This window comes from Anaerobiospirillum sp. NML120511 (assembly GCF_023050955.1).
In the GTDB taxonomy this organism is placed as follows: Bacteria; Pseudomonadota; Gammaproteobacteria; order Enterobacterales; family Succinivibrionaceae; genus Anaerobiospirillum.
In genome coordinates, this window is record NZ_JALKIK010000001.1 from 208123 (window position 1) to 224191 (window position 16069).

4 protein-coding genes are annotated in these 16069 nt (G+C 53.1%); 2 read left to right on the forward strand and 2 right to left on the reverse strand.

What is annotated here, in order from left to right:
- Positions 1-594: 594 nt before the first annotated feature.
- Entirely contained in the window at positions 595-7986 is a 7392-nt protein-coding gene (locus MXE39_RS00400) for an ATP-dependent RecD-like DNA helicase (protein ID WP_246977767.1), read from the reverse strand.
- A gap of 1099 nt (positions 7987-9085) precedes the next feature.
- Between MXE39_RS00400 and MXE39_RS00405 the strand changes: the two genes are divergently transcribed.
- Complete coding sequence (locus MXE39_RS00405; protein WP_246977766.1) at positions 9086-10660, forward strand: Na+/H+ antiporter NhaC family protein; 1575 nt, start codon at positions 9086-9088, stop codon at positions 10658-10660.
- Between the two features lie 559 nt (positions 10661-11219).
- Positions 11220-12461: an ISAzo13 family transposase gene (locus MXE39_RS00410; RefSeq protein ID WP_246977765.1), complete on the forward strand. Its 1242-nt coding sequence runs from the start codon at positions 11220-11222 to the stop codon at positions 12459-12461.
- A 440-nt stretch (positions 12462-12901) separates the two neighbouring features.
- Here MXE39_RS00410 and MXE39_RS00415 read toward each other — a convergent pair whose 3' ends face one another.
- Complete coding sequence (locus MXE39_RS00415; RefSeq protein ID WP_246977764.1) at positions 12902-14008, reverse strand: hypothetical protein; 1107 nt, start codon at positions 14006-14008, stop codon at positions 12902-12904.
- Between the last annotated feature and the right edge of the window lie 2061 nt (positions 14009-16069).

A 16069-nucleotide genomic window follows, 5' to 3' on the forward strand; every position in this document is an offset into this window, starting at 1 on the left:
CATAGTCCCGCGCCAGCCGCGTGCCACCGCGCACGCTGCACGCGCGCCCTCAGCCCCGCCACCTCAAAAGTGACGGGGCTGTGTCGCTTTATGCCCGGGCATAATCCCATATGTTTAACAGATCAGCTCACATTAAACTCAGGATCGCTTTAAATTCCATTTCCAGACCGGCAACCACTGAATTTCAAAGTCAAAATCAAACCCCAAAATCCAAGCCGCCACACAAATTCAGTAAATTGCGTCATTCGCTCAGCTCGCCGAGTTTACTATTTTCAGAAAGGCCTGATAATTCTCTGATTTTGCAAAATCAGGTAAATGCTGCAATTTCAGCAATTTCTGCTTTTTCTGCACATTTTCTGAATTTGCCTGTTTTCCCTGAGTTTCGCGCCCAGCATTTCAGATCATGCGTGCCTTCACTCAATTCCCCTCACAGCTCATCAGGACCTGTCCGCACCTGAGCATTGCTAATTGAGACAGACAGACAGCAATTTATGCCAGCAGCAAAGGCCACAAGACAAGCGCCATCAGATGCTGATCCATGGTCATAAATGCTGTATTTTGTAATTTATAAAGCAATAATTACAGAGACAGCGGTTACTGTGCTGACTCTGCAGCTTTGTTTTTCTTTGAGCTGCCTGCTGGACGTCCCCTTTTGCGCTTAGGTGCTGTTTGAGCAGTCTGAGCTGTCTGAGCCGCCTGCCTTTTGTGAAATTCCTCTACGCTGTCGCCCCAGGCAAAGGCCGCTGCGGCAGCTGCTGCAAAGTCAGCATCACCACCCCAGTCAAGCACAGACTCAGAAGCGGCTGCTGGCGACGCTGAAGCTGCTGTGCCGGCAGCGCCCGCGCCTGCAGCCGATCCTGGGGCCTCAGCTGCCGCAGTGGCAGAGCTCGCTGCAGCCTTTTTCCTGCCAGCACGAGCCTTGCGCACTGCAGTGCCTGTATCTGACTTGTCATCGCTACCTTTTTGAGCTGAATCATCCCCACTGCTGGTTGCAGCCGCACATGCCGCTGGTGCGGCCGCTGCGCCAGCAGTGGCGGACGAAGACGCTGCACCGGCAGTGGCTGACGATGCTGATGCTGCCTCCTCAATTGAGCTCTGGTCGGCGGTGCGGCGGCGGCGCTTACGTGGTTGCTCAGCAGCGTCTTTGCTGCCTGCCCGCTTGCCGCCCACTATCTGCCTGAAGGTGCTGTCAGCGCTGTTGCTTTGCTCATTTGCAGCGGCTGCTGCGGCAGCGGCATCTGCTGCGGCAATGAGCTCACTTGAGTCAGGGCCGGCAGGGCCTGAGTCGCTGGAAAAGGCTATTTCAACCAGATCAGGTTCGTAAAGAAGCTTCTGGATATTGTCACACAGGCCGCTGTTGCGCTTTTCTGTACGCAAATCGCGGATAGCCAGATCGAGGGCCTTTTTCTGCCCCACCATCACTACCATTTTTTTGCCACGGGTAACGCCTGTATAAATGAGGTTGCGGCGCAGCATCATATAGTGCTGCATGGTCACCGGCATGACCACAACAGGAAATTCACTGCCCTGAGATTTATGAATGGTTGTGGCATAGCACAGCACTACTTCATCAAGCTCGGTAAAAGGATAGACCACCTCATTACCCTCAAAATTAATGGTCATTTCCTCATCTTCAAAGTTGATGCCTGTGACAAAGCCCATATCGCCGTTATAGACCTCGCGATCGTAATTGTTTTCGATCTGCATGACCTTGTCGCCCACACTGAAGGTGGTGCCGTATCTGACCACACTGTTGTTCTCGTTTGCCGGATTGAGTGCAGCCTTAATAGCAAGATTAAGCGCACGGGCTCCACTTTCAGAGCGGTTCATAGGGCAGAGCACCTGTATTTCTCTGAGCGGATCAAAGCCATAAGCGCGCGGCAGTCTCTGACATACCAGCTCAACAATTGTGCTGTTGATAAGCTCAAGATCCTCCTCGGTGACAAAATAGCAGTCTCCGGCTACGCCCTTGCCCGGAAAGTCCGGCATTTCGCCCCGGTTAATCTGATGGGCAATACGGATAATCCATGAGGTGGCGGCCTGACGGAAAACCTCGGTAAGACGAATTACCGGAATACACATGGAGGATATGACGTCAGCAAGGAAGGCGCCTGGTCCCACAGATGGCAGCTGGTCGACATCGCCTACCAGAATAACGGCTGCATGAGGCGGAACGGCCTTAAGCAGACTGTTGGCCATTGGGATATCAACCATGGAACACTCATCTACTACCAGCAGATCACAGTCCAGAGGGTTGTCACTGTCACGGACAAAACGCATGGTTGCCGGATCCACCTCCAGCAGGCGGTGAATAGTGGTGGCCTCATAGCCTGAGCTTTCAGACAGGCGTCGGGCTGCGCGTCCTGTAGGGGCACACAGTGATATTTTGATGTTCTTGACGCTCAGAATGGTCAGAATGGATTTGATAATGGTGGTCTTGCCCACACCAGGACCACCTGTAATAACCAGCAGACGTGAGCTCAGAGCTGTTGCAACCGCTTCCTTTTGTGATTCGGCCAGAGTTATGCCCAGCTTGTACTCCACCCATGGCAGAGCTCTTTGAGGATCGATTTCCGGCCATGGCAAAAAGCCCTCGGAAAGATCCGCCAGACTTTCAGCCAGACGTATCTCAGCGCGGTATAAAGGTGCCAGATAAAGGGAGTTTTTGCGCGGCAGGCTGGCGCAGATCAGCTCACCGGTCCTGATCTCATGATCAATGGCATTATCAATAATGTCCTCAGGGATCTGCAGCAGCTCAATGGCCTTTTTTACCAGCTGCCAGCGCGGCACACAGCAGTGACCGTCATTGGAAAACTCTGACAGTGTCCAGGCTACACCGGCATTGGCTCTGATCTCTGAATGCGGACCAATACCAAGAGAGCGGGCAATGGTATCGGCTGACTTAAAGCCAATACCTCTGATATCCCTTGCAAGGCAGTAAGGATTTTCCGTGACCTTGTCGATTGCATCAGGTCCATAGCGCTTAAAGATACGTACTGATTTGGAGGTGGATACGCCATGAGAGTGTAAGAACACCATAATGGACCGGATAACCTTCTGATCAGACCATCCGGCAACAATACGGTCTACACGCTTGCGGCCAATACCGCGCAGCTCCAGCATGCTTTCGGGATCTTTTTCAATGACATCAAAGACCTCCTCACCATAAGCCTCTACCAGAATTCGCGCACAGGCTGGTCCAATACCTTTAACCATGCCTGATCCCAGATACTTTTCAATACCTGTAAGGGTATTAGGCGGGAAAATCTCCAGTTTCTCAGCACGAAACTGACGTCCATAATCCTTATCAACCACCCACACACCACGGGCACGGGCATACTCACCAGGTGTCACCGAAGCGGCCTGCCCCGTTACAGTAATCAGATCAGGAAGCTGCTTTACCTTAATGCGCAGAATACAATAGCCGCTTTCCTCACTGTGATAGGTGACACGCTCTACAAGCCCTTCAAGCTCCTCACGATCATAAAAGCCAGGCTCTCCCACCACACCAGGCACAGCTGAGGCTGCCTCTGGCCATGCAGATGCAGCAGCCTCATCAGGCGCAGAACCGCCGCACCAGCTGCCCATACCGGACATACCAGGCTCCCCCATACCACGGTGGTCAGCCATGCCTGGACCACCTGCCACACCTGGACCTCCGTCCTTGCCCGGTACACCAGCCATGCATGGCCCCTCGCCCATGCCCGGTACACCAGCCATGCCTGGCCCACCGCCCATGCGCGGTCCTCCGGTCATTCCCGGCCCATCTGCCCATCCCTGTTCTGCGGACATACCAGGAGCTCCGGACATACCAGACCCTGCAGACATACTATGACTGGCAGCAATTTCATGAGCACTGTACATACCGGGCTGACTGTACCTGCCAGAATCGGCGTACCTGCCTGGGGCCGCCCCCATTGAGGAGGCAAAAGGGGAAGCGGCGGCTGCGTCTGCATGAGCAAAATCCCCATGCCACTGGCCATTGCCTCCCTGAGCACTCATGGCTGTGTCAGGCATGCCCTGAAAACCAGCACCAAATCCCGACTCAGGACCAAAGCCATAACCGCCGTCCAGGGCGGTCCCATGGTATCCATCCTGACCTGCCGATCCCCAGGCCCCCGCCTGACCGCCAGGCAATGGCGCGCCTGCCTTATTAAATCCCGATACAGCCGTCTGATTAAAAGCAGCATGCTGCATGACAGCAGGAGCGGCACCATCCATTGTTCCAGCCCCATAATCATGACCGGAACCTGAGCCCTCTGCACCACGTGTATGAGTACTGTCCTGAGCAGCGCCCGCCCATCTGCTCTCATCTGCACTGCCATGCTCAACACCTGCTGGGCATGCATGAGGCAGTCCCTGATAATCAGGAACCTGGCCATTAGACATACTGGTATGAGCGAGCAGGCCTGGCAGGTTCTGGCCAGGCATGTTCTGGCCATGCGGCGGCTGAGCCTGCCATTGCTGGCGGCTCTGAAAATCAGCCGGTGCACCTGATGCAGCTGCAGATGACAATGGCATTGCAGATGCTGAAGCCCCCTGATATCCAGGCTCCTGACTGTGGACAGCAGCTCCTTGAGCAGATGGGGCCTGATACCATGCATTCTGACTGTGGACAGCAGCTCCGTGAGGCACTGCACCCTGAGTAGGACCTGCAAAAGGCTGAGGCGCGCCCCTGTAATACGGCGCATCCCCCTGTCCAGGCTCACCAGCACCAGATGGAGCTGACCAGGAGCCCTGCCCCTGTCCGTAGCTGTTGCCGGACCAATTGCCAGCACCAGTGCCAGTGCTATGACCATTGCCATTTGCCTGGGCAGCCGCAGCTGCTGCAGGACCATACTGGCCAGGCACGGCTGCAGGCTTTTGTGCTGACTGTAAAGATGCTGCGCGAGGCAGTACTGGAGCACTGCCAATTGATCGGCGTACCTTGCGCTTATGTGGCATAAGCTGTGAGCGTGCTGACGCAAGGGCAATAGCCAGATCTGGATTAAATCCATCCTTACCGGAATTTCCGCTGCTACTGCCTCTTAGAGCTGACGTGCCATTCTGACTGCTCATCGCTGAGCTGATGGCTGTACCAGCTGCTGCTACAGCATCGCCCGCACCTGTGCCCTGCATATCAGCTGTCTGCTGAGGGCCATGCCAGGCATTTACCGGTACCTCAGAGCTCTGGTAAAAAGCTGGCGCTCCGTCAGCACCGGCATGCTGTTGAGCATGAGGGTAAGAATGGTCCTGAGGCACTTGCTGCAGCTGAGGCAGAGATGCCCCAGAGGCCTGGGCTACAGAGCCCGACAAAGGGACAGCCTTACCAGGATCAGCACTCTGAGTTACTCCCCATGCCGGGATTGAATTATGTGCAGAGGGATATGCGGGGCCATAATTGCTGGCTGTCTCATAATCATGCTCCCCCTGATAAGGGCGATGCTGCCATGACTGAGGCTGTGAAAGCTGAGATGGCTGAGCTGTCCGTGGTCGATTGTGCACTGCAGGCTGGACTGACTCCCGGCTATGAGCCACTTCCTGATGCTGGGATGGTGCATGGCTATGAGCCGGTGCCTTTGTCTGTGCAGCTGCCTGTGACTGAGCACGGGCTGCCATTTGTATCTGGGCTTCATGAGGCAGCTGGTAATCAGAATCATCACGACCAATGCCACTGAGCATAGGCTGCGAAGGCAGACGTACACCGTTGCCATGACCTGCTGTGCCTTGAAGTGCACCTCCCGTCTTATTATGGCTGACGCCAGTCTTAAACTGGTGGACGGCCTGACCTGCAGGTCTGGCAACACCCGCAGCTGCAGTCATGTGCTCGGGAGCTCCCCTGCCTGCATGGCGTGGTGGCAGTGACTGCATGCTGTAGCTGCCGCCCAGCAGATTGCTGTCGGGCTGCTTTGGAGGGGCCGATCCAGTGCGTGTTCCACGGGACAGAGCCTGCAGACGCTCAGACCTTGCTGATGAGCCACCATGCTTGCGGCCTGACGCTTTTGCATACCTGCCAGCACCAGCTCCAAACCTTGTTAAATTCGCACTCTGTCCGTCTGCCCCGGCCATTGCCATTTCAGCTGTCCCGTAAGATCCATTGTCAGCATGAGATGACAAAGCCTCATGCACACCAGCTGCAGCAGGCAGTGGAGCGCCCTGCAGCTGACCTGAATTTACATTCTGAGCTGGCACCTCTAAACCGGCCTGGCCTGATAAACCTGCGGCATGGGCTGGCGCAGCATTGGTCGCATTGGCTGCTGCGCCTGCGGTATGGGCTGGCATAGCTGTGCTGTAAATGGCTGATGAAACTGCCTGCTGAGACTGCTCTGCTGGAGCATGCGCGGCTTGATCCTGTGGCCTTGCAGAGCCGGACTCTCCTGCATCCGAGTGCTCTAAACGGCCAGCTGACTGTGCCTGATCCTTTTCATCATTATCTGGTATGTCAAAGCCATCACTTTCTTCAGAGGTATTCTCACCACCTCTGTAAGTCACAACATGCCTTGATTTGGTTATGCCATATTCCCTGAGCGCAATACGTGCTGCCAGGCCGGTACGTTTACCCATGATACTTTTGCTCCGGCTGTCTGCCCTGCGTGAAGGTGTGTACTCAAAAGTGTCTGATTCATGCAGCGCTGCAGCTGCGCTCTCACCGCCACCTGCACAGCCACTGTCACGGGCCATGGTCCTGTCATGGTTCTGGCCAGCCAGGTCATTTGCAGCAACTTCCTTGCTGACAGTACTGTCAGTTACAGTATTGTGCTGTGCAACACTGTTTCCAGCCAAGCCCTCATTGAAACCTGACTCAGATGCTGGAGCCGGCTCTTGAGACTGAGTGTGCGCAGCTGTAGTGCTGCCTGATGCATGTCTGTCAGGCCATGCGTTGTCCTGCTGAGGACAGCTGGCACGTGACTGATCAATCCAGGACAGGGTCCTGCTTTTATGGGCCTGTTCAAACTCACTTACTGAAATTACATGGCCAAATCTGGCTTCGCGGGCTGAAATCCTGCGTCCCTGCTCAGGTACCGGGCCGTCATAGGCATATTGATTAATGAGGGTAAAGTTTTCCTCTGCCGGATCAATAAAATCAGAGCCACTGCCCTCAGCTGCGGCCTTTGCAGCAGCGGCTTTGCTGGTCGACACTGATGCCGGACCACGGGATGAACTGCCTGTGCTGCCCTTGCCAAATCCAGTCCACTGCCTGGAGGTGCCTTTATCTGAGGAAAATGGTGATGATGAGGTCTGTAGACCAGCAAAAAGATCTCCCTGACCAGGCCATGAATCTGATGAATCACGGCCTGAACCTGAATATGAGGATACTGCAACCTGTGAGCTGCTTTCACTGGCATTAAAGCCCTTGCCACCGTAAGAGCTGCCGTAACTGCGGCTCTTTGAATAAGACGAACTGCCCGCACTTCCATATGAGCGGCTGCTGCCATAGCTGCCGCCATAGCCACCACTGCCATAGCTGCCGCCATAGCCACCGCTGCCATAGCTGTTGCTGCCATAACCCCCGGAGCTGCGAGTACGGCTACCTCCTGAACTGCCGTAGCTGGAACTGTAGCCTGAACTGTAGCCCGATCCCCTGCTCAGCGATGATTTTGAGCCTGTACTGCTCTTGCGGGAGTAGCTGCCCGAAGCAGATGTGCTGCCGGACTTTGCATAAGAACTGCTGGTGCTCTTACGGCTGTAAGATGAACCCGTTCCCTTACGGCCCCGTCCTCTGGATGTGCCCTTTTTGCTGTACTTGCTATCCTCATTACTGTCAGTGTCAGCTGGTGCCTTAGTCTCCTCTTTAGGAACAAAAAGCTTCCATACCACCTTTACTCCCGAAGGAGCTGATTCCCTTACTTCACCATTACTGTCAGCACGATCCTGCAGGGCTTTGAGAGCCGCCTCGGCAACAGGATCGCTCTGTGCTGCGCCAACGGTGCAGCTGCCCGGTCTTTCCTCAGGGGAAAGCAGGCCTGACGCTTTATAGTCCTGACTGTCTTCAGACTTAACTGACATGGTTTAGTAGCCAACACAAAACAAAGAATACAAAAGGCTTAATGTAGCACAAACAGCCCCTCCCTGACCCATCAGATCCCCGATAAGATTAAGCCTCAGGTATGGCTGCTCATACCTGCCCGTCCTCCGGCACGGCCACATGCGTGACACCGGGGCTGACACAGAGCAGTCATCCCCTTTGTCACAGCATATTAAGCTTATTAGCGACATTGAGCCGGCCTGGAGCCGACTCTGGTCATGGCCATGGTAACGGCAGTTAGGTCATGGTCATGGCTGAGCCAGGTCATGTTCGTGGTAATGCAAGCTAAGGTCATGGTCATGGCTGAGCCTGGTCATGTTCGTGGTAATGCCAGCAAGGTCATGGTCATGGCTAAGCCTGGTCAGGGATATGGCAGAGCCAGGTTATGGCCATGGGCTGGCAGGATGATGGTCATGGCTGGACCAGTTTTAAGTATGCATCAGGCTTCTACAGCTTTTACGGCAATAAGCCAGCCGGACTGGAGTTCGTATACCCGGGCAACATCCAGCACGGCAGTGAGAGCTGCGCCTCCCTGCATGAAAGTCCAGGCCAGGTCAGTCTGACCGGTCAGACAGAGATCAGTACTGCAGGTACTCCCGCCAGGGCCTGTAATGCAAGGCAGTGCGCTGCCAGGTGAGCCAACATTGAAAGCTGGACTGACTGGTGCAATTGAGCATACAGGGAATGTCATGGTGGAGGTGGGCTGAGGTGTTGTGAGCTGAGTGGGGCTCTTTTGATTCCTGCTTAACAGCAAAAGGGGGAAAGTCAAGGCGTAAAGGTGCCTAAAGGGCATATTTACGGGATTTGTCGGGATATTTACTGTGCAGTGATATCGATGGGGACTGTGATTTTTGCACATCAATTGTGCAATACTGACACTTAGCGGGCCGTTATCAAGTTATTAAATCTGTTTTGCACCACATGCGTGCAAAACCGGCTGAAACTTAGCTACATGCTATAATTGGGTGCATTTTCAGGGAGACAGATGCGTCCATATTTTGATAAATAAGGCAACTGCACTCCTTTGAGACACCTGAAGAGAGGTGCTCAGCTTTTTGTCCTATATGCTTGAGGTCGATCATGGAACCATATTACGCCGGTGCGCTGTCGATCCTGCCGCCAGTAATTGCGGTGGTGCTCGCACTGATTACCAAGGAAGTGTTCTCTTCCCTGCTTATCGGTATTTTAACAGGCACCTTTATTTACACACTTGGCATGGGCCAGGACTTCCTGGTTATCTCTACAGTCCAGAATGCCTTCACAGTGATGGTTAATAAAGTTGACTTCAACATTGTTATCTTCTGCTCACTGCTGGGCTCACTGGTCTATGTAATAGCCATGGCTGGCGGCTCCCGCGCCTATGGCGACTGGGCTACCCGCAAGATCAAGGGCAGAAAGAGCGCCCTGCTCTCCACCTCCATACTGGGTGCTTTCATCTTCATCGATGACTACTTCAACTGTCTGACTGTTGGTACCGTTATGCGTCCAATCTCAGACAAGTACCGTATCTCCCGCGCCAAGCTGGCATATATCATCGACTCCACTGCCGCACCTGTCTGTATTATTGCTCCTATCTCCTCATGGGCTGCAGCCGTAGGCTCCAACCTCAAGAGCACCGGTGCTTTCGAGTCTGAAATGCAGGCCTTCATATCTACCATTCCATGGAACTTCTACGCTCTGCTGTGTATCTCCATGGTTATTCTGGTAGCTCTGGGCAATTTTGACTTTGGCCAGATGCGTCGTGCCGAGCTCGATGCCATCAAGAACGGCTCCAGCGGTGTTTCCAGCAAAGAGCACGAGAACATCGACGTAGTAACTGACAAGGGTGGCGTTCTGGACATGGTTGTCCCAATTGTTGCCCTGATCATCTTTGCCATTATGTCCCTGCTCTATGTGGGCGGCTACTGGGGTACTGATCCTGCCTATCACAACATTGGCGCTGCCTTTGGTAACACCAGCGCCGGTCCTGCTCTGGTGCTGGCTTCCTTCGGTGCCCTGATCGTTGCTTTCATCATGTTCGTAGGCCGTCGTCTCCTGACCTTAAAGCAGTTCATGAACGGCGTGCTCAAGGGCGTACAGGCCATGATTCCAGCCAACCTGATCCTGGTAATGGCATGGACCATCTCCGGCGTCTGCCGTGACCTGCTTCAGACTCCGCTGTTCATCTCCGGCATCGTTGAGAATGACACCGGTGTTCTGGGCAACTTCCTGCCTGCCATCATCTTTGTAATTGCCGGCTTCCTCTCATTCTCCACCGGTACTGCATGGGGTACTTTCGGTATTCTCATCCCTATCGTGGTTGTAGTTGCTCAGGCCATTGACCCAAGCGGTGCCCTCATCACCATCACCCTGTCTGCCACCCTGGCCGGCTCTGTATTTGGTGACCACTGCTCGCCAATATCGGATACGACCATTCTGTCCTCGGCAGGTTCGGGATGTGTCCACATTGAACACGTTGCCACCCAGCTGCCATTTGCCCTGATTGTTGCCTCCTCAGCATTCTGCGGCTACGTAGTGGCAGGCTTTACCGGCAATCTGTTCTTAAGCCTTGGTACCGGTTTTGTCGTAATGCTTGCTGTGCTCTCCTACCTGCACATGCGCAACCTCAAGCTTGAAACCTACGAGCAGCACGAGGCCGCCCAGGCAGCCAAATAACAGCCTCAGGGATTAACTCCTGCCGGACCACGGTCCAGCAGCAAAAAAGCCGGTTCGGTAACCCCGAACCGGCTTTTTTCATGCCTCAAATTTATCCCTGGCCTCCCCGTCCGCCGGACTGCCACTTCTCACCGGCTCCTCGTCTGCCAGAAATGTCCGTCTGACCGTCCGTACGCTGACTCAAGTACAACGACATCGGGACTACAGTCGGATGGCAGCCCCGTCCGTACGCTGACTCAAAGACAACGACATTGGGACTACAGTCTGATGACAGCCCCGTCCGATAAGCGGATGCCCGCGTCCGGATACTGTACGCCTGACGCCAGACTATCAAATGCAAGGCGCGACATCTCATGGCCTCAGCCTGCACATGTCAGACCGCTCCCCGCAATCCCTGCCCTGACAGACAATAAAGCCGGCTGTGACACTGGAACTTTATCAGCCACAGCTGGTGCTCAGGCACGATTAATACAGTGAGTACGAACTATTCAATTTGATTACACATACTTTACCGATACAATATCATTAAATGTTATGCAGGCCAGTATGGAGGCTATTTATGGAGCAAAGCGCTTCCGACTCATCCTTAGTTGAGCTGATTAATGTGATATATCACTCTACCAATGAGCGCCAGAGAAGGATCATTCTTTCAGCCTTATCCAATCATATTGGAAGGGGCTCTCAGTCAATGATCTGCAAGGTCTCAGGCATCACCATGAACACTCTCACAAAGGGCAAAAAAGAGCTTAAGGAGCTGCAGAACAAGCCAGTTGATGAATGGCCAGACATGGTTCAACAGGTAAGAGATTCAGGTGCAGGAAGAAAATCCCTCCGTGCAGGCAATCCTGAGGTGTTTGCTGCAGTAAGTAAAATGCTTGATCCTGACACTAAAGGCAGTACTGCCAGTCCGTTGATATGGACCACAAAGAGCCTCAGAAATATTGCCAGTTCCCTAAAGGATACTGGGGTTAATATTTCACATGTATCTGCAGGAAGGATTCTTGAGGAGCTGGGATACGACATACAGGAGAATCCCAAGAGCACTCCGCTTACTGCTTCCGATGCGGACAGAAACAGGCAATTTATTCGCATAAATCGCTTTGCAAAGCATTTTATGAAACAGTGCCAGCCGGTCATTTCTGTTGCTGTAAGGAAAAAAGAAGAAGAGGAAAACGCTGGCAACTTCCAGAACAGGGGAACTCAAGGACTTCACAAAGGTGAGCCTGACCTTGTTTTTGATCATGTTTTTTCTGAGTGGAAAGCCAGTCCTGATGGGATATATGATGACCATGCCAGTAAGGGATTTGCAAAAGCTGGCATAACCGCAGACACAGCTGAGTTTGCGGTATCCGGCATCCTTCAATGGTGGACTCAGATGGGTAACCAGATGTACCCAAATGCATCCAGTCTGATGATTACAGCCGACAGCTGCGGAGGCAATATCAGCAAAAACAGCCTCTGGATGGCGCAACTTCAGAAACTTGCAAATGAGACAGGGCTGAAGCTGTTTATCTTCCAGTTTCCTGTGGGCACCTCAAAATGGCGCAAAATCGAGCATCGCATGGTCTCATCTATCACCATGAACCGGCGTGGACGTCCACTTGAAACAATTGAGCTAATCATTGACCTGATTGCCAGCTGCTCCGGGGCAAAGAGTGTTAAGAGCGCAAGTCAGAAAGATGAAGCACTCTTCAAGAGCACCATCAGAGTTTCTGACCTGGATCTTAAGGAAATAAATACCCGGAAAGCCTCATGGAAAGGTGACTGGTTTTACACCATAGCCCCAGACATCAGTCCTTGATTCGTAATCAACTGTTCAGAGCTCATTGCATTCACGCCCTGATAACATTACTGCTTCCATACCCGTCCTGACCATAATGCTCCCCGCAGTGTCGTCATCAGCAAATCTCACAGTGGAGCCATTGCATCGTACTGCATGCCATGACGCGACCGGGCATGAACAGCAATTAAATGGCGCGACCGGCCCTGAACGGCAATAACATGGCGCAGCGAAGCATTTCCTGTCCGGTTATTACAAAGCAAAACATGCCTTAAGAACCTGAGAGCTTTGAAGCTCCTGCAGCCCGAATGTTCTATGACTCAGCTGCACTGTCAGACACTAACATGGATAACTTCAACAATAACACTTTATAAAATGTTTAATATAACTCAGTCTGGTTGCAGCATAACACTGGCAGCCCAAAGTCAGCTCGAAGTCAGCTACGCCCACTGTTGCCCGGCTTACTCACCTGGCTCTATCAGAGTCTGCCAGTCAGCACGCAGGGACAGCTTACCGTTTTGCCTGCTGTCAGTCATAATATTAAGTGAGCTGCAGACTCCTTTGCGGGGGCGGCCACAGCTTTTTCTACGTACTTTTGGCTTTTCAGGCTGCTCTGCTGTCGCCCCCTTGCAAGAGGCTGGATCTGGAGCCTGGTGTGGGTCTGCCAGATCTCCATGAGCGGCCTGAGCACCATGAGCCCCATCAGATCCGCCATACACCGCCGCTGCCCCGACTGCTGATGCTGAAGATGCCTGTGTATTGACAGCTTTTCCTGGTGATGGACAGTGGTCTGATGAACTGTCCTGAGCTCCTGAGAGCTTCTGCGCGTCCGAGTTTAACTCCAGTGACTGACGGTCAGAGCGCCAGCTTTCGGCAAGAGCGCGAAAGCTTTCACGGTGAGCTGTATCTGCATTAAGGGCCCACAGATAGAAGGTAGCCAGGGTAAGCACCTGTGGTGAGCGTATGCGGTCACGAAAAGATGCAATGATATCAAGACGATCAAGACGGGTAAGCCCGGTGGCATTGATGTCCAACAGCAGCATGACGGCATTTTGTACGCCCTGATCGCCAAGGGGAAAGATATCAGGAGCCGCGAAGATAAACATTTCAGCCATGTCCAGTGACCATGGACCTATGCCCTTACATGAGCCCAGTATGTGGGCACGCTGCTCACGGGTCATCTCCATCAGGGACCGCTCAGTGATTACTCCCCTGTCAAAGAGGTTCAGCAAGGACTTTAGTGCTGCTATCTTGGCCTGGGAAAAGGGAATAATACGGGTGCCGCTGACTGCCATGGAGCGCTCATGCTGCTCGATATGGCTTAGCAGCCAGGAAGATGAGGTGAAGTACTCATCAGGGAGATTGCGGACAATGGCCTGCAGAGCCCGGTCGGACAGCTGCTGGGAGAGGACGGTTGTTATCAGCCCCTTGTATACGGAATCGAAGTAACGGTAAGGCAACAGACCATAGCGCTCTATGAGAGGCTCAAATACACCATCAGAGGCCTGCACCAGCAAATGCGCCTGCTCCGTGGTAATTGCTCTTTGGGCAAAAGGCATTATGGCCATAGGTTCTCCTCCGTCTGAAGATCGGAACAAGTATCAGGCTCACAGGCTACAATATATGGCTCCGGCATAAGGAGCCCCGGCAGCGGCCACCCATGCACACAGCTTCATCCCGCTTCTGAGCACAGGTCAGCAATACCTGAGCATCAGCGACGGAGCAAGGTGCAGTCACATCACTTACCACACTTCAGGTTCACCCCCTGGTGCTGGTTTGTCCCGCCCCACACTTCAGGTTCACCCCCTGGTGCTGGTTTGTCCCGCCCCACACCTCAGGCTCACGGCATGGTGTTGGCTTATCCCGCCCCACACCTCAGGCTCACGCCAAGGTGCCGACTTGTCCAGCCGCACATGTATGGTTACCTCATGGTACAGTCGCATAACGTCTCACACCTCAGCTTCACACCATGACGCAGGCCTGGCTCACGCTACTCTATAGTATGCAGAAACAGAGAAGGGAATGGTCACAGGCTGCTCAGTGTCTCAGACCGGGAACAGCAAGCGCAATAATATTTGAAGCACGGTACGGGCACAGGCAAAAGCTCATAATGCATGGGTGCACCGCTGGGACAGTCAAGGACAGAGCAATGGAAGCTCAAAACCATGCGGCCCATTAACTGACTCTGGAGTCTGCCAGTATGTTCATGGTTGTTAAACACGGTGTGTGATTATCAACTGGCAGCCCCAGCGCAGCCGGTGATGTTGAACCGACATTTCAGCGTAATCTATTGCATGGGTTACAGCATCCACTTGCAGCGGACTGGCCCGCTAACACTGAAGCGCCATAGCTGGTATGGCTGGCCGTACCATTATGCATTGCTTGCCGCACCAGTATGTATGGCTGGCCGTACCAGTATGCATGACTGGACTCAGGCAGACAGGTCTGACAGGCAGTGTTAAGGTATTATCAGATTTGTGTAATCAGTTTAAGCTTTTGCCCGGGCAATGCCTTTAGGCAGTGGGCTGCTAAAGGATGCGGTCAGGGCTGCCGGGTACGGGTTTATGATGGCGCTTATACTTTTAAATTCTGTGTAAATTGAAAATAACATACTGATGTTGCTGTGAACATAGCACAGGACCTCCAATCTTTCCAGAATAATGCCCGAAAATACCATTAATCTGTGAGCGTGGGGTAACTTTTGCTGTATCAAATACACTTGTATGGCAGTGTCTTACGTGCACGGGCACTTTTTTACAGACTGCATGCCATGCAAACGCCGCTATTGCGCCTGTTTATCTTAATTTTATGCATGTAAACGCTTTATCTATGAGGCTCTTTTTGCTATGCTATTAGCTGTCAGAAAGTGTGGATTTTTGTCCCGATTTGATGGCGGAAAATGACATTTTGCAAAACATGTCATGCAGGCCATAAGCATCACGTTTTCTGACCTCTTTCCATAACCAGTATGTTTGGAAAATATTAAATTTGCAGGTCTGAGCTGCTCAATACTGGTTCATTGCAGTCTTGAGGCCTGCTCTCCCCCTTAATTATGACAAATATGCAGCTGCACGCACTGCTCTTTGGGTAAAACCCCGTGTTTCCTGAATGCAGTGTCACTCAGTCATTACATGTTAAGTGCCCGGTAAGCGCACAGTCAGTTTTTTCTTTTTTCTATCACACATGCTTACAGTCATCCTGTCAGAAAACGAAGAGCATCAGATACTGACATGATGACACAGATATCCTTTGCTTTCAGGCAATACATAATGGTACGGGACTGGTTATCCTTGCAGGAGTGCTGATGAGCAGCCTGCTGAGGTTACAGTGTCTCTGCCAGTTATGATTTGCCTCCCAGCCTGTTTTTCAGTACCCGGTCAAGATTAATTTGATGCTTCAGCACGTGCCACTGCCCGTGCTGCAGTCGGGTACGCGCGTCTGATGCCCATGTAAGTACTCAGGCGCGCCCGCTCCTGGGGCCCATCAGGCCCTGACAGGTACAGTTACCAGTGGCATGTCCCGGCATAGTTCAGGGCGATGCCCTGCTCACAACCAAGGTACCGGTCAAAGCCAAGGTACCGGTCATAGCCATGGCCCAGCTGCAGGGTACCGGTTGTGCAGGCCTCAGG